This is a genomic window from Streptomyces hydrogenans (assembly GCF_014656075.1).
Taxonomy (GTDB): domain Bacteria; phylum Actinomycetota; class Actinomycetes; order Streptomycetales; family Streptomycetaceae; genus Streptomyces; species Streptomyces hydrogenans.
Genome location: NZ_BNBS01000001.1, coordinates 224,286 through 241,948 on the forward strand (window position 1 = coordinate 224,286; position 17,663 = coordinate 241,948).

Annotated in this window: 17 protein-coding genes and 1 riboswitch; of the genes, 8 read left to right on the forward strand and 9 right to left on the reverse strand. The window is 74.7% G+C overall.

What is annotated here, in order from left to right; translation table 11 throughout:
- Positions 1 to 38: 38 nt before the first annotated feature.
- The 3 genes from IE321_RS01005 to IE321_RS01015 all read left to right on the forward strand — a co-directional run bounded on the left by IE321_RS01005 (position 39) and on the right by IE321_RS01015 (position 2,179).
- Complete coding sequence (locus IE321_RS01005) at positions 39 to 746, forward strand: response regulator transcription factor (protein ID WP_190221344.1); 708 nt, start codon at positions 39 to 41, stop codon at positions 744 to 746.
- A gap of 157 nt (positions 747 to 903) precedes the next feature.
- Positions 904 to 1,959, forward strand: coding sequence for a glycosyltransferase family 2 protein (locus tag IE321_RS01010; protein WP_190221345.1), 1,056 nt, complete (start codon positions 904 to 906; stop codon positions 1,957 to 1,959).
- 28 nt (positions 1,960 to 1,987) lie between these two features.
- Positions 1,988 to 2,179, forward strand: coding sequence for a hypothetical protein (locus IE321_RS01015; RefSeq protein ID WP_043231900.1), 192 nt, complete (start codon positions 1,988 to 1,990; stop codon positions 2,177 to 2,179).
- 13 nt (positions 2,180 to 2,192) lie between these two features.
- On the opposite strand, the gene IE321_RS01020 is transcribed toward IE321_RS01015, so the two are convergent.
- From IE321_RS01020 to IE321_RS01030, 3 genes are all read right to left on the reverse strand, one after another.
- A complete protein-coding gene (locus tag IE321_RS01020) occupies positions 2,193 to 3,035 on the reverse strand; it encodes an SDR family NAD(P)-dependent oxidoreductase (protein WP_190221346.1) in 843 nt (280 codons plus the stop codon).
- Between the two features lie 95 nt (positions 3,036 to 3,130).
- The gene (locus tag IE321_RS01025; protein WP_190221347.1) at positions 3,131 to 3,967 is read right to left on the reverse strand and encodes a class II fructose-bisphosphate aldolase; all 837 of its coding nucleotides are present in this window, start codon (positions 3,965 to 3,967) and stop codon (positions 3,131 to 3,133) included.
- Between the two features lie 78 nt (positions 3,968 to 4,045).
- Positions 4,046 to 4,975 (reverse strand): SIS domain-containing protein, encoded by a 930-nt coding sequence (locus tag IE321_RS01030; protein WP_190221348.1) that lies wholly within the window; start codon positions 4,973 to 4,975, stop codon positions 4,046 to 4,048.
- A gap of 148 nt (positions 4,976 to 5,123) precedes the next feature.
- On the opposite strand from IE321_RS01030, the gene IE321_RS01035 reads away from it, so the two are divergent.
- Complete coding sequence (locus IE321_RS01035; protein WP_190221349.1) at positions 5,124 to 5,930, forward strand: DeoR/GlpR family DNA-binding transcription regulator; 807 nt, start codon at positions 5,124 to 5,126, stop codon at positions 5,928 to 5,930.
- A gap of 183 nt (positions 5,931 to 6,113) precedes the next feature.
- A complete protein-coding gene (locus IE321_RS01040) occupies positions 6,114 to 8,150 on the forward strand; it encodes a phosphocholine-specific phospholipase C (RefSeq protein ID WP_190221350.1) in 2,037 nt (678 codons plus the stop codon).
- Between the two features lie 18 nt (positions 8,151 to 8,168).
- Here the strand turns inward: IE321_RS01040 and IE321_RS01045 are convergent, their stop codons facing one another.
- Positions 8,169 to 8,768, reverse strand: a complete 600-nt coding sequence (locus IE321_RS01045; protein ID WP_190221351.1) for a DUF6197 family protein — start codon at positions 8,766 to 8,768, stop codon at positions 8,169 to 8,171.
- 359 nt (positions 8,769 to 9,127) lie between these two features.
- A riboswitch (cyclic di-AMP (ydaO/yuaA leader) is annotated at positions 9,128 to 9,288 on the forward strand.
- 2 nt (positions 9,289 to 9,290) lie between these two features.
- Between IE321_RS01045 and IE321_RS01050 the strand changes: the two genes are divergently transcribed.
- Positions 9,291 to 10,181, forward strand: coding sequence for a LysM peptidoglycan-binding domain-containing protein (locus IE321_RS01050; RefSeq protein WP_190221352.1), 891 nt, complete (start codon positions 9,291 to 9,293; stop codon positions 10,179 to 10,181).
- Here IE321_RS01050 and IE321_RS01055 read toward each other — a convergent pair.
- From IE321_RS01055 to IE321_RS01065, 3 genes are all read right to left on the reverse strand, one after another.
- A complete protein-coding gene (locus tag IE321_RS01055; protein WP_190221353.1) occupies positions 10,175 to 11,479 on the reverse strand; it encodes a phosphoribosyltransferase family protein in 1,305 nt (434 codons plus the stop codon). The two genes, IE321_RS01050 and IE321_RS01055, sit on opposite strands and share 7 nt — an antisense overlap.
- A 108-nt stretch (positions 11,480 to 11,587) precedes the next feature.
- Positions 11,588 to 12,502 carry a universal stress protein gene (locus tag IE321_RS01060; RefSeq protein WP_190221354.1) on the reverse strand — a complete coding sequence of 305 codons (915 nt, stop codon included), beginning with the start codon at positions 12,500 to 12,502 and terminating at the stop codon, positions 11,588 to 11,590.
- Between the two features lie 149 nt (positions 12,503 to 12,651).
- Positions 12,652 to 13,416: an alpha/beta fold hydrolase gene (locus tag IE321_RS01065; protein WP_190221355.1), complete on the reverse strand. Its 765-nt coding sequence runs from the start codon at positions 13,414 to 13,416 to the stop codon at positions 12,652 to 12,654.
- A gap of 227 nt (positions 13,417 to 13,643) precedes the next feature.
- Between IE321_RS01065 and IE321_RS01070 the strand changes: the two genes are divergently transcribed.
- Positions 13,644 to 16,226 carry a SpoIIE family protein phosphatase gene (locus IE321_RS01070; RefSeq protein ID WP_190221424.1) on the forward strand — a complete coding sequence of 861 codons (2,583 nt, stop codon included), beginning with the start codon at positions 13,644 to 13,646 and terminating at the stop codon, positions 16,224 to 16,226.
- Between the two features lie 149 nt (positions 16,227 to 16,375).
- The gene (locus IE321_RS01075; RefSeq protein ID WP_043230934.1) at positions 16,376 to 16,624 is read left to right on the forward strand and encodes a type B 50S ribosomal protein L31; all 249 of its coding nucleotides are present in this window, start codon (positions 16,376 to 16,378) and stop codon (positions 16,622 to 16,624) included.
- Positions 16,625 to 16,711: 87 nt separating this feature from the next.
- Here IE321_RS01075 and IE321_RS01080 read toward each other — a convergent pair whose 3' ends face one another.
- Positions 16,712 to 17,209: a peptidylprolyl isomerase gene (locus tag IE321_RS01080; RefSeq protein WP_190221356.1), complete on the reverse strand. Its 498-nt coding sequence runs from the start codon at positions 17,207 to 17,209 to the stop codon at positions 16,712 to 16,714.
- 120 nt (positions 17,210 to 17,329) lie between these two features.
- Positions 17,330 to 17,542 (reverse strand): hypothetical protein, encoded by a 213-nt coding sequence (locus tag IE321_RS01085; protein ID WP_226652488.1) that lies wholly within the window; start codon positions 17,540 to 17,542, stop codon positions 17,330 to 17,332.
- Positions 17,543 to 17,663 lie beyond the last annotated feature (121 nt).

Here is a 17,663-nt window from a genome sequence, read left to right on the forward strand (position 1 = left end):
GAGCTGCCGTGATCACGGAGCGGGGCTATCGTCCAGGCATGCAGCCGACCGCCGCCCGCCCCCTGCTCCTCTTCGCGCTCCGGGACGCGCGCGTGGTGGACCTCGTCGGCGGGATGCTGCGGGACCTGGGGCACGACATCCTGCACGCCACCGACGGCCCCGCCACCCGGCGGGCGCTGCGCGAGCGCCGGCCGCAGGGCGTGCTGCTCAGCCTCGAACTCCCCCGCTGCGACCCCTGGCAGCTGCTGACCGAGCTCCGCGCGCACGACGACCGGCTGCCCGTCGTCGTCACGGCCCCCGTCTACGTGGAGATCGAGGCGGCCCGCGCCTACCGCCTCGGCGCGGACGACTACGTCACCTACTCGCTCTCCCGCGAGCAGGGCTTCCCCCGTCTCGCCGCCCGCTTCCGCCGCCTCCTGCCGCGCCGCGAGGCGTCCTCCGGGCACGCGGCGCCGGAGCGCGTGGTGGTCGACCGGGCCGGGCACACCGCGACCGTCGGCGGCGCCCCGCTGGACCTCAGCCCGCTCGAGTTCGACCTCCTCGCCACCCTGGCGGCCCGCCCGGAGCAGGTGCTGAGCCACGGACAGCTGCTCCGCGAGGTGTGGGGCGAGCGCGAGGACGGCGACCCGGTCCGGGTGAAGTACACGGTCCTGCGCCTGCGCCGCAAGATCGCCGCCGCCACCGGAGGCCGTACCGGCATCTCCACCGTGCGCGGCATCGGCTACCGCTACCACCCCGTCGACTGACCCCGGCGGCGCCCGGGACCTTCACCGCCCCACCGCCGGGCCTTCCGTCCCCTCCCGCCCCTTCGCAACCGAACCGCACCGCCCGGGCACCCCTCCCGCAACCCGGCCGCGCCACCGTGATGGACGAAAGGGACGAAACATACGGGAGGAGGCTCCGATGCGCGTGGTGGCCGTGGTGCCCGCGCACAACGAGGAGGACCGCGTCGTCGCCACGCTCACCGGCCTGTACCGGCAGCGGCGGGTGCCGGACCGGATCCTGGTGGTGGCCGACAACTGCACCGACCGCACCGCCGCGCTGGCGGAACGGTGCGGCGCCGAGGTGTTCGTCCCGGCGGACAACCGGGACAAGAAGGCCGGCGCCCTCAACCAGGCGCTGCCCGCGCTGCTGGACGAACTGGCCCCGGACGACCTGGTGCTCGTCCAGGACGCCGACACCGTCCTCAACCCGTCCTTCGTGGCCTCCGCCACCGAGACCCTCGCCGCCGACGAGGGCGTCGGCGCGGTCGGCGGGATCTTCTTCGGCGAGGAGGGCGGCGGTCTCCTCGGCCTGCTCCAGCGCATGGAGTACGAGCGCTACGCGCTGGAGGTGCACCGCAAGGGCAACAAGGCCGACGTGCTGACCGGCACGGGCACCGTCTTCCGCGCCCGGGTGCTGCGCGAGGTCCGCGCCGCCCGCCGCGAGGGTGTGATCGGCGGCGGCGAGGGGCACTACAGCCTGGCCTCGCTGACCGAGGACGACGAGATCACCAAGGCGGTCAAGACCCTGGGGTACCGCACGGTCTCCCCCGACGCCTGCTGGCTCGTCACCGAGGTGATGCCGACGCTGCCCAAGCTGTGGCACCAGCGGATGCGCTGGCAGCGCGGCGCCCTGGAGAACCTCCGCGACTACGGCCTGACCCGCGTGACGCTGCCGTACTTCGGGCAGCAGCTGATGCTGGGGATCGGCGCTCTGGCCCTCGCGCTCTTCGTGACCTTCACCGTGCTGGTCCTCGCCACCGTCGGTTGGCAGGGCTTCTCGCCGTTCTGGACGGCGATCACCCTGCTCTTCGTCCTGGAGCGGACCCTGACGGTCCGCCGGGCCGGCCGCCGGGCGGTGCTCCTGGCGCTGCCCCTCGTCCCCGAGCTGCTGTACGACGCGTTCCGGCAGCTGGTCTTCGTGAAGTCCCTCATCGACCTGGCCCTGCGCCGGCAGGAGCGCTGGGTCGCCACCTGACGGCCCCGGGCCGCGGAAAGGAATCCCCATGTACGGAAAGCCCATCGGCGCCGGTGCGGTCGGCGGCGGAGGCGCCGGTCTCGCCGCCACCGGCGGCGGCCTCTCCCCGCTCGCCGTCCTCGGCCTCGTCGTGGCGGCGACCACGCTGATCGCCGCCGGACTGGCCCTGCGCGGCCTCGTCCCCGTGATCCGCGGCGGCGGCCCCGACCGGCGCGGCTGACCGGGTCCGGGCGTCAGGCTCCCGGCACGCCCTCCCCGACCCAGAGGTCCGTCAGCGCCATGAGGCGCCGGCGGGCCTCGGGGTCGTACGCCTGCTCGTGCGCCCGGGCGTCGGTGAACCGGTCGAAGTACCGTCCGGTGACCCCGGCCTGTTCCGGGTCGACGACGAGGCGCACGGTGGGCCGGACGCCCTCCTCGACGCCGACGAGCGGGGTGAGGCCGTAATCCCGGACGCCCGCGGTGTCCATGAGGTGGGCCGGGTGGAGGGCGTTGACGGTGACGCCGCTGCCGTCGAGTTCCTCGGCGAGGGCGAAGGTCGCCATGATCAGGGCGAGTTTGCTGCGGCAGTAGGCGCGCAGCCCCTCGTACCCCTTCTCGAACATGGGGTCGTCGAAGTCGACGGCCTCCTGCCCGATGGAGGCGACGTTGACGACGCGGGCCGGTGCCGAGGTGGTGAGCAGCGGCAGCAGGCCCCGGGTGAGGGCGTACGGGGCGAGGTGGTTGACGGCGAGGCGCAGTTCGTGGCCCTGGGCGGAGACCTCGCGCGCGAGGGGCCGGGAGCCGCCGCCGGCCACGGCGTTGTGCACGAGGGCGTCGAGGCGGGGTTCGGCGTCCCGGATCCGCCGGGCCAGGGCGCCGACCTGGTCGAGGTCGGAGAGGTCCGCGAGGTAGGTGCGGACCTCGCCGCCGGCGTCCAGGGCGCGGATCTCGTCGGCGAGGGAGTCGAGTCGGCCGGCGTCGCGGCCGTGCAGCAGGACGGTGCCGCCGCGGGCGGCGAGGTCGAGGGCGATGCCCCGGCCGAGGCCCTGGGCGGTGCCGGTGACGAGGGTGGTGTGGTGGTGCGGGAGCCGGTTCATGCGGGTGATCATGGCCGGGCGGTCGGCGGGGTGGGGAGGGCGCGCCGGACCTGGTGTCGTCACCACCAGGCTCGGCGGCCGGGTCCCGGTGCGGGTCAGCGGGGGTCGAGGAGTCCGAGGAGCCGGGTGACGGCCTCGGCGACGGCGGTGCGGGCCGGGGCGAGGTAGCGGCGCGGGTCCACGTCGGCGGGGTGGGCGGCGAGGTGGTCGCGGACGGCGCGGGTGAAGACCTGGTTGAGGTGGGTGGAGACGTTCACCTTGGTCATGCCGGCGGCCACGGCCCGCGCGAGGAGGGGGTCGGGGACGCCGGAGGAGCCGTGCAGCACGAGGGGGACGTCGACGGCGGCCCGGAGCCGGGCGATGAGGTCGAGGTCCAGGACGGCGTCCCGGGTGACCATCTGGTGGACGCTGCCGACGGCGACGGCGAGGGCGTCCACACCGGTGGCGGCGACGAAGGAGCGGGCCTCGTCGGGGTCGGTGCGGACGCCGGGGTCGTGCGCCCCGCCCTTGCCGCCGATCTCGCCGAGTTCGCCCTCGACCCAGACGCCGTTCCGGTGGCAGTGCTCGACGACCGCGCGGGTCGCGGCCACGTTCTCCTCGTACGGCAGCCGCGCCGCGTCGAACATCACGGAGCCGAGGCCGAGTTCCACGGCCTCGTGGACGAGGTCCGTGCTCTCGGCGTGGTCGAGGTGGACGGCGACGGGGGTCTTGGCGGCGCGGGCGAGCGCGAGGCAGGCGAGCGCGACGGGTTCGAGACCGCCGTGGTAGCGGACGGTGTTCTCGCTGATCTGGAGGACGACCGGGCGGTCGGCCCGCTCGGCTCCGGCGACGATGGCCTGGGCGTGCTCCAGTTGGAGGACGTTGAAGGCGCCCGTGCCGGCGCCGCCGGCGCGGGCCCGCCGGACGAGCTCGTGGGTCGGGGTCAGTGGCATGGTCCTGCTCCGGGTGCGGGTCGGGGTCGGGGGCTGGTGGACGGGCCGAGTACCGGGCTGGGGCGGGAGGCTCCGCGCTCAGGCCCCGGCGCCCGCGTCGGCGAGGACGACGGAGCGGGTGAGGTTGCGGGGCCGGTCCGGGTCGAGGCCGCGGTCCTCGGCGACCGCGACGGCGAGCCGCTGGGCCAGGACGAGTTCGGCGAGCGGGTCGAGGTCTCCGGCGACGAGGGTGCCGCCGACCGCGCGGACCTCCTCGGCGAGGCCGTCGGGCAGCGGGCCGAAGCTCCAGGCGACGCGCCCGGGGGCGGTGATGCTGATGGGCCCGTGGCGGTACTCCATCGCCGGGTACGCCTCCGTCCAGGCGCCGGCCGCCTCGCGCATCTTGAGCCCGGCCTCCTGGGCGAGGCCGTAGGTCCAGCCGGTGCCGAGGAAGGTGAACTGCCCGGCCTCCCGGACGGCGGTCTCCAGCGGGCGGGCGAGGGCGAGTTCGGCGTCGTCGGCGGCGCGGGCGACGGTCCCCACCCCGTCGGGCAGGGCGTCCTCGGCCTCCAGGTGGGCGCGGAACAGGGCGAGGGCCGTGGTGGCGAAGCGGGTCTGGACGACCGACTCCTCGTCGGCGAAGTCGAGGACCGCGACGGCGTCGGCCAGCTCCATGACGGGGGTGGCCGGGTCGGCGGTGATCGCCGCGGTGGGGACCGTCCCGGCCAGTCGGGCGAGGACCGCCAGGACCTCGCTGGTGGTGCCGGAGCGGGTGAGGGCGACGACCCGGTCGTAGCGGCGGGAGAAGGGGAAGCGGGAGGCGGCGAAGGCGTCGGTCTCGCCGTGGCCGCCGGCCTCGCGCAGGTCGGCGTAGGCCTGGGCCATGAACCAGGAGGTGCCGCAGCCGATCACGGCGACGCGCTCGCCGCGCCGGGGCAGCGCGGACGCGTGCCGCGGCAGCGTGCGCAGCGCCTCGCGCCAGACGGCGGGTTGGGTGGCGATCTCGGTGGTGGTACGGGAGGGGGCCATGCGCACTCCTTGCACGAAAGAGACAGCAGAGATGCGTGAAGATGCTCGAAGAAAGCAGTATTCAAGCAGATTCACACACCCTTCGGCCAGGGTGCCTGCGTACGGCGACGTAGGATCAGGGCCGTACCCACGGGAGGATCGGTCCTGCATGTCCAAGCACGAGCGGTGGAACGCGCTCCTGGAACTCCTCGCGTCCGCGGGCAGGCTGGAGGTCGAGGAGGCCGCGACGTCCCTGGCCGTCTCCGCGGCCACCATCCGCCGCGACCTCGACGAACTCGCCGAGCAGCGCCTCCTGGTCCGCACCCGCGGCGGAGCGCTCGCGCACGGGGTGTCGTACGAGCTGCCGCTGCGCTACAAGTCGGGCCGGCACGCCGCGGAGAAGTCCCGGATCGCCGCCGCCGCGGCCGAGCTGATCGCGCCGGGCGAGGTCGTCGGACTGAACGGCGGGACGACGACCAGCGAGGTCGCGCGGGCGCTGGCCGTGCGGTTCGCGGGCGAGCGCCCCGAGGCCGGCCATCCCGCCCCGGCCGCCGGCCCCGCCCTGACCGTGGTCACCAACGCGCTCAACATCGCCTCCGAGCTGGCGGTGCGCCCCCAGATCAAGCTCGTGACGACCGGCGGGGTGGCCCGCCCGCAGAGCTACGAACTGGTGGGTCCGCTCGCCGCAGGCGTCCTGGACGAGGTGGTCCTCGACACGGTGGTGCTCGGGGTCGACGGGGTGGACCCGGCGCTCGGGGCGATGGCGCACCAGGAGGAGGAGGCCAGCATCAGCCGGCTCTTCGCCGAACGGGCCGGCCGGGTCGTCGTGGTGACCGACTCGTCGAAGCTGGGGCGGCGCGCCTTCGCCCGGATCTGCGGCCTCGACCGGGTCGACCTGCTGGTGACCGACACCGGCGTCGACCCGGGGACGGCGGACCGGCTGACCGAGGCGGGGGTCCGGGTCCACACCGTCTGACGACCCCCGCACCACCTATTGGTCGCACCTGATACCAATCCCGCACTGGTTGGACCAGGGTGAACGCCCGCGATCCGGGTGTTCACCAAGCCCTTACTTCACGGGCGTATACCTTTGGGCGCCGCTCCCCCATCATGTCTGCCGACGTGCCCGCGGGGCACACCGTGACAGGAGGGGCGGGGCATGCTTCCCATCAGCCGCAGAGGGTTCGTCGGGATCGGCGCGGGGCTCGGTGCCGGACTCGTCACGGGGGCCGGACTGCCCCCGGCGACGGCCTCGGCCGCCGCGCGGGCCGCGACCGGCACCCTGACCGACGTCCGGCACGTGGTGATCCTGATGCAGGAGAACCGCAGCTTCGACCACTACTTCGGCACGCTCCGCGGCGTGCGCGGCTTCGGCGACCGGGCGGCGGGAAACATCCCCGGCGGCTGGGGCACCTTCCAGCAGCCGAACTGGGGCGGCCGGCAGTTCCCGTGGAAGCTGAGCGACACGCCGCCGGCCGGCGGGGTCGACGGCGAGACGCTCGCCCAGTGCAACGGCGACCTGCCGCACAGCTGGACCTCGCAGCACTCCGCGTGGAACAAGGGCCGGCTCGACAACTGGGTGACGGGCGTGGGCAACACCCGCACGCTCGGCCACCTGGACCGCGAGGACATCCCCTTCCACCACGCGCTCGCCGATCACTACACGGTCTGCGACGCGTACTTCTGCTCGGCGCTCAGCGCCACCGGCCCCAACCGCACCTTCCTGTGGAGCGGGAAGATCGACGGCTCCAGCAAGGACGGCGGCGACGAGTCGGGCCTGACCTGGGAGACGTACGCGGAGGCGCTGCAGCGGGCCGGGGTGAGCTGGAAGGTCTACCAGAACGCCCAGGACAACTACGGCGACAACGGCCTCGCGTACTTCAAGAGGTTCACCGACGCCCGGCCCGGCGACCCGCTGTACGACCGGGGCATGGCCTCGGTCCCGAAGGTCACCGGCTCGACCCCGGACGACATCGCCGCCGCGATCCGCGCCGACGTCGTCGCCGGGACGCTGCCGCAGGTGTCGTGGGTGGTGGCGAACGAGGCGTTCTCCGAGCACCCGTACGCCCCTCCCGGCGACGGCGCCCACTTCGTCGACCTGGTCTACCGCGCCCTGACGGCGAACCCCGAGGTCTTCGACTCGACCGTGATGATCCTCAACTACGACGAGAACGACGGCTTCTTCGACCACGTGCCACCGCCCGTCGCCCCGCCCGGCACCCCCGGCGAGTACCTCGACGGCGCGCCGATCGGCCTCGGCTTCCGGGTCCCCATGCTGGTCATGTCCCCGTGGACGCGCGGCGGCTGGGTCAGCTCGGAGGTCTTCGACCACACCTCGGTCCTGCGCTTCCTGGAGACCTGGACCGCCGCCCTCGGCACCCCGGCGGCCTGCCCGAACATCAGCGCCTGGCGGCGGAGGGTGACCGGCGACCTCACCGGCGTCTTCGACTTCGCCCGCCCGGTGTACGGGGTCCCCGCCGGCCTCCCGTCGACGGCGAAGGTCATCGGCATGTCCACCTGCGGCCCGCTTCCCAACCCCGCGCCGCAGAACAACGCGCTGCCCGCCCAGGAGCCCGGCAACCGCCCGGCGCGGGCCCTGCCCTACCAGCCGAACGGCAACCTCGACCGCTTCGAGTTCGGGGCGGCGGGCAAGATCCTCGCCTGGTTCTCCATGACCAACGAGGGCCCGCAGGCCCGACGGGCCGCCCACTTCTCGATCCACCCGCACCAGTACCGCGACACCGCCGCCTGGCAGTACACGGTCGATCCCGGCACCACCGCCACCGACTACTTCAACATCGGCCTCGGCTCCGGCTCGGGGAAGTACGACCTCTCGATGATGGGCCCGAACCGCTTCCTGCGCCGGTTCATCGGCGACGCCTCCAAGGCCGGCAGGGCGATCGAGGCGGCGGCCCGCTTCGCCGTCGAACCGGGCACCGGGAAGACGGCGATCTGGTTCCGGCTCACCAACACCTCGGCCGGCCCGGTCACCTTCACGATCCGCTCCAACGCCTACCGCGCGGACGGCCCGTGGACCTACACCGTCCCGGCGAACTCCACGCGCGAGGACCACTTCAACGCGGTGGCGTACCAGGACGGCTGGTACGACTTCACCGTCCTGGCGGACATCGACGGCACCTGGTCGCGCCGCTACACCGGCCACATCGAGACGGGGGCGCCGAGCGTCACCGGCTGACCGCCCCGGCGCGCGCCCTCACCGCCCGGCCAGGGCCGCGCGCCGGATCGTGGCGTCGAGGAGCGCGAGCGCGTCCTCGGCGGTGCGGCCCGGGGCGCGGTTCCAGGGGCCGATGAGTCCGTGCCACCCGCGGGACCGCAGCTCGGTCATGACCCAGGCGCCGGCCTCGTTCATGGTCGACGCGCTGCCGTGGCCGAGCCGATGGGCGGCGAGCAGGGCGCCGCAGAGACAGCGGGCGCCCCGGGCGTCGCGCAGCTTGTACGGGGTGTTCTGCCAGCCCCATTCGGTCAGCACCCGGCGCGCGTGGGCGAGGTGGACGGAGGGGCGCACGTCGGACCGGCCGATCCGGCGCCAGACGTGCAGCCGGTCCGGGAGGGCGGCCCCGATCCGGCCGGGCAGCGGGCGCTCGGCGGGCGGGGCCGGAGGCAGCGCGCCGAGCGCGTCGGCCACCAGCCGGTCCACGGGGACGGTGAGGAGACTCCGCCACGCGTCGGAGGCGGGGGCGGGCGGAGCCGGGGGCGCGGACGGGAGCAGGCGATCCCAGGCGGCGCTCTCGTAGAGGCGGGCGGCCTCGCGGTCGAGCGCGTCGGGGTCGTTCAGCAGGGCGGGGGAGGACATTCCCCCATCATTAGCGCCGTAATGTCCGATTTGCGACTTATGCCCACTCGCATGGAGCAGTCGCGCGACCAACGACCCCCGGCATTACGCCGCAGAATTCCCCGAAGGGTACGAGCCGCCCTATTCGGACATTAAGCACCCCGTGACGCGACTCACTTTCTCCGTGCCGACGACGGGTCCTCCTCCGTCACGAACCGTGCGCCGCAAGGGATTCCGGAGGGGGTGCCGAAACGATCGATCTTGAATTCCGCCGATTCGATCTCCACCTTCCCTTTTCCCGCACATTCGCATCTTGTTCCCCGGCGCATTTCTCGCCTACGGTCACCTCCATTCGAGCGGATCGCCGAATCCTGCCACCGCTCGAAAGACCTCCCATTTCACCCGACGGCAGGAGCGGGGGACCCACCACACCGCCGGTCCGGCCCTGCCGGAACGGCTCGGGGTGAAGCCGCGTGCGCGCGGCCGGACAGCTCCAGTCCGAACCCGACAGCTCACTTCGCAGGCGCCGGAGAGGAAACCGTCATGCCCGCTCACGGCAAGCACCGCCGCCCCCGACGCCGCCCCGTCTCCCGAGGTCTCGCTTTCGCGGGCACCGGCGGAGTCGCCCTCGCCCTGCCGCTGGTCGTGCCCGCCGCGGCCGGCGCCGCGCCCCTCCCCGAGTCCGCCGCACCGGCCGCCGCCGTCAGCGCCCCGACCGTACGGACCGCCGCCGTCACGCAGGCGCCGGCCGCTCCCGCCGCCACCCGCGCGTACACCGTGGTGAAGGGCGACTCGCTTTCCCTGATCGCCCATCGAAAGGGAATTCAGGGCGGCTGGAAGTCGCTTTACCAGGCGAACAAGACGACCGTCGGTGACAATCCGTCACTCATTCATCCGGGGCTGGAACTGACGATTCGTCGGGATTCCTCGAAGGCCGCTCCCGCGCCCGAGAAGACGGTCCGGAAGAGCGCCGCGAAGCCCGCCTCCACCGGTTCGGCCGAACGGGCGAGCCGCTCCGCCGCCCGCACGGCGACCCCCGCCGTACAGACCCAGGCCCCGACCCAGGCCAAGCCGGTCGCCGTCCAGGCCGCGGCCCCGGCCGCCGCCCGGTACGGCGACAACCTCGACGGCTGGATCCGCGAGTCGCTGGACGTGATGGCCCGTTACGGCATCCCCGGTTCGTACGACGGCATCCTCCGCAACGTCATGCGCGAGTCCTCCGGCAACCCCCGCGCCGTCAACCTCTGGGACTCCAACGCCGTGAAGGGCACCCCCTCGAAGGGCCTGCTCCAGGTCATCGACCCGACGTTCTCGGCCTACCACGTGCCGGGCACCTCGCTCGACCCGTACGACCCCGTCGCGAACATCACCGCCGCCTGCAACTACGCGGCCGACCGGTACGGCTCCATCGACAACGTCAACGGCGCCTACTGATCCCGTCCGGCCACCGCCGCCGCGAAGTGGGCGGCGAACCAGTCCGTGGCCAGCGCCGCCACCTCCTCCAGGGCCCCCGGCTCCTCGAAGAGGTGGCCGGCGCCCGGCACGACCTCGAGCCGGTGCTCGCAGCGCAGCAGCTCCCCGGCCCGCCGGTTGAGGTCCAGGACGAGGTCGTCGCTCCCGCCGACGACCAGCAGTGTCGGGGCCCGTACCCCGGCGAGCCGGTCCCCCGCCAGATCGGGCCGGCCGCCCCGGGACACCACGGCGGCCACGTCGTCGCCCGGTTCCGCCGCCGCCCACAGCGCGGCGGCCGCGCCCGTACTCGCCCCGAAGTAGCCCCTCGGCAGCCCCTCAGTACCGGACCACCCGGCCGTCCACACGGCGGCGTGTCCCAGCCGCTCGGCCAGCAGCGGGGTGTCGAAGACCCGTGACCTGTCGGTGGCCTCGGCCTCCGTGAGCAGGTCGAAGAGGAGCGTGGCCAGCCCCGCGCCGTTCAGGGCCGCGGCGACCGCGCGGTTGCGGGGACTGTGCCGGCCGCTGCCGCTCCCGTGCGCGAAGAGGACCAGCCCGGCGGCCCCGTCGGGCACCGCCAGGTCACCCGGCAGCACCGGACCGCCCGCCGGGATCCGTACGGCCGTGTGCCGGACGACCGCGGCCCGCGCCGCCCGGCTCCGGTCGAGCCGCTCCACCACCTCGGCGTCCGGCGTCTGCTCGAACTCCCGGTAGAACTGCCCGACCGCGTAGAACCCCTCCGGGGCGTGCACGGCGACCGTCTCGTCGGCCTCACCGCCGAGCCGGTCCGCCCAGCCGTGCGGCGCCACCGGCACCGCCAGCACGATCCGTGCCGCGCCCCCGGCCCTGACCACCCGGCAGGCGGCCAGCGCGGTCGCGCCGGTGGCGAGCCCGTCGTCGACGACCACCACCGTCCGCCCCTCCAGCGGCACCGGACGACGGCTGCCCCGGTACGTCCGGGCCCGCTCGGCCATGACCGCCCGCTCCCGCTCCTCGGCCGCCGCCAGGTCCCGCTCGGCCACGCCCGCGTCCCCCACGATCCGCTCGTTGACCACCCGGACCCCGCCCTCCCCGATGGCCCCCATGGCCAGCTCGGGCCGGCCCGGCACCCCCAGCTTCCGCACGAGGCAGATGTCGAGCGGCGCGCCGAGCGCCTCGGCCACCTCCGCCGCCACCGGCACCCCGCCCCGGGGCAGCCCGAGGACGATGACGTCACGCCCCTGGAGATGGCCGAGCCGGGCGGCGAGCTGCCGCCCCGCGTCGGCACGGTCGGCGAAGTACATGACAGGCCGCCTTCCCGGTGGGCGTCCCCCCTCCACGGACGGGCCGTCCGGCCCGGCCTCCCCTTCCAGGGTCCCACCGGGCGGACGCCCCGGCGGGCGCTCCCCGCCTCAGGCGACGCCGTCGCGCACGATGGCGACCGGGCACCGGGCGTGGTGCAGGAGGGCCTGGCTCACGGAGCCCAGCAGCAGCCCGGCGAAACCGCCGCGCCCCCGCGCGCCCATGACGACCAGCTGGGCGTTCTCGCTCTCCTCCAGCAGGACCTCGCGGGGCCGGCCGCGCACCAGCCGGGGTTCGGCCTCGACGCCGGGGTGGCGTTCGGCGGCCCGGGCGAGCGCCGCGTCGAGGACCCGGGCGGCCTCCTCGTGCACCTGCTCCGCGCTGTGGAAGAGCCCCGTGAGGTCCCCCGGGCCCGACCGCGGCGTCCAGGCGTGGACGGCGACGAGCCCGGCCCCGCGCGCCCGCGCCTCGGTGAAGGCGAAGTCGACGGCCGCGTCGGAGTCCGGGGAGCCGTCGACGGCCAGGAGCACCGGCCCGTCCGGCTCGCCCGGGCCGCGCACGACCAGGACGGGGCACGCGGCGTGGGCGGCGAGGTGGACGGCGACCGAACCGAGCACCACACCGGCGAAGCCGCCGGTCCCCCGGCTGCCGACGACCACCAGCTCCGCCCCCTTGGAGCGGGTGGCGAGGACGACGAGCGGTTCGCCGGAGATCAGCTCGCCTGAGACCTCGGTGCCCGGGGCGACCGTCCGGGCCCGGGCCACGGCCGTGTCCACGACGATCTGCGCCTGCCGCCGCAGCCCGCTCTCGGTCGGCCCGTACACGGAGGGTTCCAGGCCGACCCGGAACAGCGGCCAGATGAAGGCGTGCGCGACGACCAGCCGGGCACCCCGCCGGCCGGCCTCCCGCGCCGCCGCCTCGACCGCTTCGAGCGACGACGGCGAACCGTCCGTCCCGACGAGGACGAACGGCCCGCCGGCCGTCGTGGTCTCCGGTGCCGCCGCCCGTTCCTCGCTGCGCCCCATCGCTGTTCCTGCCTTCCGGTCGTGCTCCGCCCGTCGCGGGTGCCCTCGTGATCGAGTACACCCGTCGACTGCCCGCACGACCGGGCGCCACGCGGGCCGGAAGTCCCGTCCGACCCCGCGGAAGGTCCCGGAAGCTGCTCCCCGGGGGCTCAGGCCGCGAGGAACGCCTCGATGGCCCGGGCGAGGTCCTTCGGGGTCTCCTCCGGCGGGTAGTGCCCGGCGTCCGCGAGGACCTCCAGGCGCGCGTTGGGGTACCAGCGCAGCCAGGTCGCCTCCATCGCCTCGGCGCCGAGCGCCGGGTCGTGCGCGCCGACGACCAGCAGCACGGGCGTCGGGTTGTCGCGGACCCGCTCGTGGAAGTCGGTGCCGGACCACGAGTCCAGGTAGGCGCGGAAGGCGGCGACCGAGGAGCGGCCGACCGAACGGTCGACGACCGCGTCCAGCCACGGGCCCGTGTGCCGGCCGCCGGTGGTGTGGTCGATGATGACCCGTCGCAGCGCCGGGTCGTCGGCCGCACCGGCGAACAACCGCCGGCTCTCCTCGTCCAGCGGGAAACCGGCCGCGGAGACCGGCGAGATCCCGACGATCGAGCGGACCCGGTCGGGGGCGTCGAGCAGCATCAGCTGGGCCGCCTTGCCGCCCATCGAGTGGCCGATGACCGAGAAGGAGTCCCAGCCCAGGTCGTCGGCGACGGCCAGGGCGTCCGCGGCGACCTCCTCCATGGTGTAGGCGCCGTCGGCGTCCCGCGCCTCGCCGTAGCCCCGGCAGTCGAGGAAGGCGTAGCTGCCCGCCGTCTCGTCGAGGTGGGCGCGGAGCGGGTCGAAGCTGCTGCGGTCGCCGAACCAGTTGTGAAGGACGAGGGCCCTCCCCGGACCGTCGCCGTGGACGTCGTACGGAAGGACCCGGCCGGTCATGCTGCCCCCTGCGCGCGAGGTGGTGACGTGAGTGGTGGTCGCGCCCGCCGCACGCTCACGGCGACGGACGACGACCGAGTGTGACGGCCCGGACGCTCCGGGTCAACAGCCCCGGGAGCCGTGTGGGCGACGGCGGCCCGCGCGCGGGGGCCGCGGCCGGCCGCCGCCGCGGCCCCCACGCGCGCGTGGAGACCTGCGTGAGCGGGCCCCCTGGGTCCCGCGCCGGGATGCGGCGGGTTTCACGGCGGGCGCATCCTGACTGTGTGACCCCGCACGGCCCGTCCCCCGGCACGCCGCCGCAAGCCTTGATCCAGGCGCTGGCGGAGGCGGCGACGGACGCCGTGGAAGCGGTCGGCGGATACGCGGGCGGGGTGTACCTGCGCTCCGGCACGCCGGGACTGCTGCGCCTCTCGGTGCTGGCCGGGCTGCCGGGCGAGCTGTTCCGGCCCTGGTCGCGAATGCACACCAACCGCCCCTTCCCCATCGCCGAGGTCCACCGGTCCGGACAGTCGGTGCACCTGTCGGACGTCGAGGAGTCGATGCGGCGGTTCCCCCAGCTGGTGGCCAGCCTCCCCTTCCCGTTCGGTTCCCTGTACTCCCCCGTGGTCGCCGGCCGGGAACGCTTCGGCGTCCTCGTGGTGCTCCGGCCCCCGACCCCCGGCCTGCCGGTCGGCGCGCGGGACCGGGAGCGGATGACCCGCGCCGGACTGCGCCTCGGAGAGGTCCTCGCGGAGCTGACGGCACGCGGGACGGGCGTGTGGTGGCCCGGTGACCCGCTGTGCGTGCAGCTGCCGTCGGGCGCGGTGCCGCCGGTGCGGTTCGGCTCCTTCGACTGGGACCTGGCGGCGGGGAGCGTGACCATGGACGACGGGCTGCGGGCGATCCTCGGGGTGCCCGGCCCGTCGCCGATGCCGATCGAGGCGCTGACCTCGCGACTCGATCCGGAGGACGGCTTCGCGCTGTGGGCGGCGGCCCGCCGGACGGGCGCCGCGGACGGCGGGGGCTCGGTCCGCCGACTGCGGCTCAAGGGGCCGGACGGCGGGCTGCACCTGCTGGAGGTCTCGGCGCGCTCCCGGTTCGTCGGGGCGGACGGCCACGGGCACCTGGCGGGCGCCCTGGTGGACCTGGGCACGAGCCTCGTCGGCTCGGACGCCACGGACCGGCTGCCGCGGGCGATCCTGGCCATCGACCGGCTGGGCCGCGTCACCTACGTGAACGAGCGCACCGAGCGCCTGCTCGGACGGCCGCGCGGGGCGCTGGCCGGGCGGCCGCTGTGGGAGGCGCTGCCGTGGTTCGCCCACCCGTTCCACGAGGAGCAGCTGCGGGCGGCGCTGCTGTCGACGGAGCCGGTGCGCTTCCTGGCCCGCCCCGAGGACGGCGGGTGGCTGTCGGTGTCCCTGCACCCGGGCCGGGACGGCGTGACCATGGTGCTCGTCCCGGAGGAGGGCCAGGGGGCCGAGCAGCCTCCCGCGCCGGAGACCGGTACGGGCTCCGCCGCGGCCTCCCCCGTGGCGTTCCCGCCCCCGCCCCCACCGCCGCCCCCGCCGCAGCCGTCGGAGCGCGCCGGGGACGGGCTCGGCACGGAGGCCGCGCGGGCGGCGTCGCTCTACCGGCCGGTGGCGCTGGCGATCGCGCTGACCGAGGCCATGACCGCCCGGCAGGTCTCCGCGGTGGTGACCGAGGAGCTGCTGCCGGCCTTCGGCGGCCGGCAGCTGGCGATCTACCTGCTGAGCGACCGGCGGCTGTACCTGGCGTGGGAGACGGGATTCCCGCCGGGCTTCCTGGACCAGTTCGACGGGGCGGCGCTCGACGCGCACGTCCCGGGGGTGGACGTGCTGACGTCCGGCCGGGCGATGTTCTTCGAGTCGATGCAGATCCTGGGCCGGGCCTATCCGGAGCTGCCGCTGGACGCGCAGACGGGGGCGCGGGCGTTCCTGCCGCTGATCGCCTCGGGCCGGCCGGTGGGCTCGTGCATCCTCGGCTTCGACCGCCCCCGGGACTTCAGTCCGGAGGAACGGGCCGTCCTCACCGCGCTGACCGGGCTGATCGCGCAGGCGCTGGAGCGTGCGCAGCGGTACGACACCGAGGCCGCCGTGGCGCGCGGGCTCCAGGACGCGCTGCTCCCGCACCGGCTGCCGGTGCGGGAGGGCCTGGAGACGGTGGGCCGCTACCTGCCGGGGACGCAGGGCATGGACGTGGGGGGCGACTGGTACGACGTGGTGGAGACGGCCCGGGGCGAGCTGGCGCTGGTGATCGGGGACGTGCAGGGGCACGGGGTCGCGGCGGCGGCCACGATGGGACAGCTGCGGAGCGCGGTGCGCGCCTTCGCGCTGAGCGGGCTGCCGCCGCAGGACGTGGTGCGGGGCACCAACCGGCTGCTCATCGATCTGGACCCGGGACAGTTCGCGAGCGCCTGCTACGTGCTCCTGGACGCGCGGACCGGGGAGGTGCAGGCGGTCCGGGCCGGGCATCCGCAGCCGTTGCTGCGGCATCCGGACGGTTCGGCGGAGCTGCTGGACATCGCGGGCGGGGTGGTCCTGGGGGTGGACGGGCGTGCCGCCTATCCGGTGACGCGGCTGCGGCTGGCCGAGGGCGCGGTGCTGGCGCTGTTCACGGACGGTCTGGTGGAGCGGCCGGGCGCCGACATCGACGAGGGGGTGGAGCGGCTGCGGCGGACGCTGGCGTCGACGGGCTCGCTGCCGCTGGCGGAGGCGGCGGACCGGCTGATGCACGAGGCGGTGCGGTCCTCGGACCGGCCGGACGACATCGCCCTGCTGCTCGCGGCGCGGTGGCGGGGGCGCGGCGGATAGCGCCCGTCGCGCGCCCGGCGGCTCACCCGGTCGGGTCAGCGGCGCTGGTCGGCGGGGGTGGGCAGGGCGAGGCTGGGGAGATCCGGGCCGTTCGGGCCGGACGAGACGGGGCGGGCCGCGCGGCGGGCCGTCCGAGGCGAGGAGGTCCCGTGCAGCAGGACAAGCAGCCCGACTACCGGCCCGTGGTCTTCCGTGACCGCTCGGCGGGATACGCGTTCCTGACGCGGTCGACCGCGACGAGCGAGCAGAGCATCGAGTGGGACGACGGCAACACCTATCCGGTGATCGACGTCGAGATCTCCTCGGAGAGCCACCCGTACTTCACGGGCAAGGCCCGGAGCGTCGACCCGGAGGGCCGGATCGCCCGGTTCGAGCGCCGGTACGGCGAGGGCGACTGAGCGCGGGAAGGAGCCGGGGCGGTGGGAGTGGAGTCCGTGGACACCGCTCCCGCCGCCCCGTGCCACGACGTGCCGGGTGCGGTCGGGTCAGCCCTCGACGACGCCGGACTTGGCGATCGTGATCTTGGCCTTGGTGGCGCCGGAGCCGGAGCCCAGGGCCTCGACCTGCTTGACGATGTCCTGGCCCTCGACGACCTCGCCGAAGACGACGTGCTTGCCGTCCAGCCAGTCGGTCACGATGGTGGTGATGAAGAACTGCGAACCGTTGGTGTTACGGCCCGCGTTCGCCATCGAGAGCAGGAACGGGCGGTCGTGCTTCAGCTTGAAGTTCTCGTCCGCGAACTTCTCGCCGTAGATGCTCTTGCCGCCGGTGCCGTTGCCCGCGGTGAAGTCGCCGCCCTGCAGCATGAAGGCGGGGATGACGCGGTGGAAGGAGGAGCCCTCGTAGCCGAAGCCGTGCTGGCCGGTGGCGAGCTCGCGGAAGTTCTTGGCCGTGTCCGGGACGACGTCGTCGAACAGCTGGAAGACGATCCGGCCGGCCGGCTTGTCGTCGATGGTGATGTCGAAGAAAACGTTGTTGCTCATGGGGACATCCTGTCATTACCCGCGCACCGCGCGCGCACGGGCCGCCTCCCGGCGGGTCTCACGACACGCCGGTGCCCCGCGCCTGGAGCGCGGGGCACCGGAGGCGGTGGGGGCCCGGGATCAGCGGAGTCCCTGGGCGGAGCTGTCGGCGACGGTGCTCTCCACGGTGGTGACGGTCTCGTGGAGGACGGTCCCGGCGCCCTCCTCCTGGAGGAGTCCGGTGGCCCCGCCGAGCGGACTCTCCGCGGCGCTGGCCTGCGGCGGCGGGGTGACGAGGGCGGTGACGACGCCTGCGGCGAGGGAGGCGATGGCGAGCATGCTGCGCTTCTTCATGCCCTGGTCAACTACTGGGACGGAAAAGGGTTACGGTTCCCGGCCCGTCGGCGCGGAGGCGGTGTCCTCTTCCGGGTCGAGGACGAGGGAGGCGATCCGTCCGTCCGTCTGTCCGTCAACT

Coding starts and splice junctions, on each gene's coding strand:
- IE321_RS01005 (WP_190221344.1), top strand. CDS start 39: ATGCAGCCGACCGCCGCCCGCCCCCTGCTCCTCTTCGCGCTCCGGGAC.
- IE321_RS01010 (WP_190221345.1), top strand. CDS start 904: ATGCGCGTGGTGGCCGTGGTGCCCGCGCACAACGAGGAGGACCGCGTC.
- IE321_RS01015 (WP_043231900.1), top strand. CDS start 1,988: ATGTACGGAAAGCCCATCGGCGCCGGTGCGGTCGGCGGCGGAGGCGCC.
- IE321_RS01020 (WP_190221346.1), bottom strand. CDS start 3,035: ATGAACCGGCTCCCGCACCACCACACCACCCTCGTCACCGGCACCGCC.
- IE321_RS01025 (WP_190221347.1), bottom strand. CDS start 3,967: ATGCCACTGACCCCGACCCACGAGCTCGTCCGGCGGGCCCGCGCCGGC.
- IE321_RS01030 (WP_190221348.1), bottom strand. CDS start 4,975: ATGGCCCCCTCCCGTACCACCACCGAGATCGCCACCCAACCCGCCGTC.
- IE321_RS01035 (WP_190221349.1), top strand. CDS start 5,124: ATGTCCAAGCACGAGCGGTGGAACGCGCTCCTGGAACTCCTCGCGTCC.
- IE321_RS01040 (WP_190221350.1), top strand. CDS start 6,114: ATGCTTCCCATCAGCCGCAGAGGGTTCGTCGGGATCGGCGCGGGGCTC.
- IE321_RS01045 (WP_190221351.1), bottom strand. CDS start 8,768: ATGTCCTCCCCCGCCCTGCTGAACGACCCCGACGCGCTCGACCGCGAG.
- IE321_RS01050 (WP_190221352.1), top strand. CDS start 9,291: ATGCCCGCTCACGGCAAGCACCGCCGCCCCCGACGCCGCCCCGTCTCC.
- IE321_RS01055 (WP_190221353.1), bottom strand. CDS start 11,479: ATGTACTTCGCCGACCGTGCCGACGCGGGGCGGCAGCTCGCCGCCCGG.
- IE321_RS01060 (WP_190221354.1), bottom strand. CDS start 12,502: ATGGGGCGCAGCGAGGAACGGGCGGCGGCACCGGAGACCACGACGGCC.
- IE321_RS01065 (WP_190221355.1), bottom strand. CDS start 13,416: ATGACCGGCCGGGTCCTTCCGTACGACGTCCACGGCGACGGTCCGGGG.
- IE321_RS01070 (WP_190221424.1), top strand. CDS start 13,644: ATGCGGCGGGTTTCACGGCGGGCGCATCCTGACTGTGTGACCCCGCAC.
- IE321_RS01080 (WP_190221356.1), bottom strand. CDS start 17,209: ATGAGCAACAACGTTTTCTTCGACATCACCATCGACGACAAGCCGGCC.
- IE321_RS01085 (WP_226652488.1), bottom strand. CDS start 17,542: ATGAAGAAGCGCAGCATGCTCGCCATCGCCTCCCTCGCCGCAGGCGTC.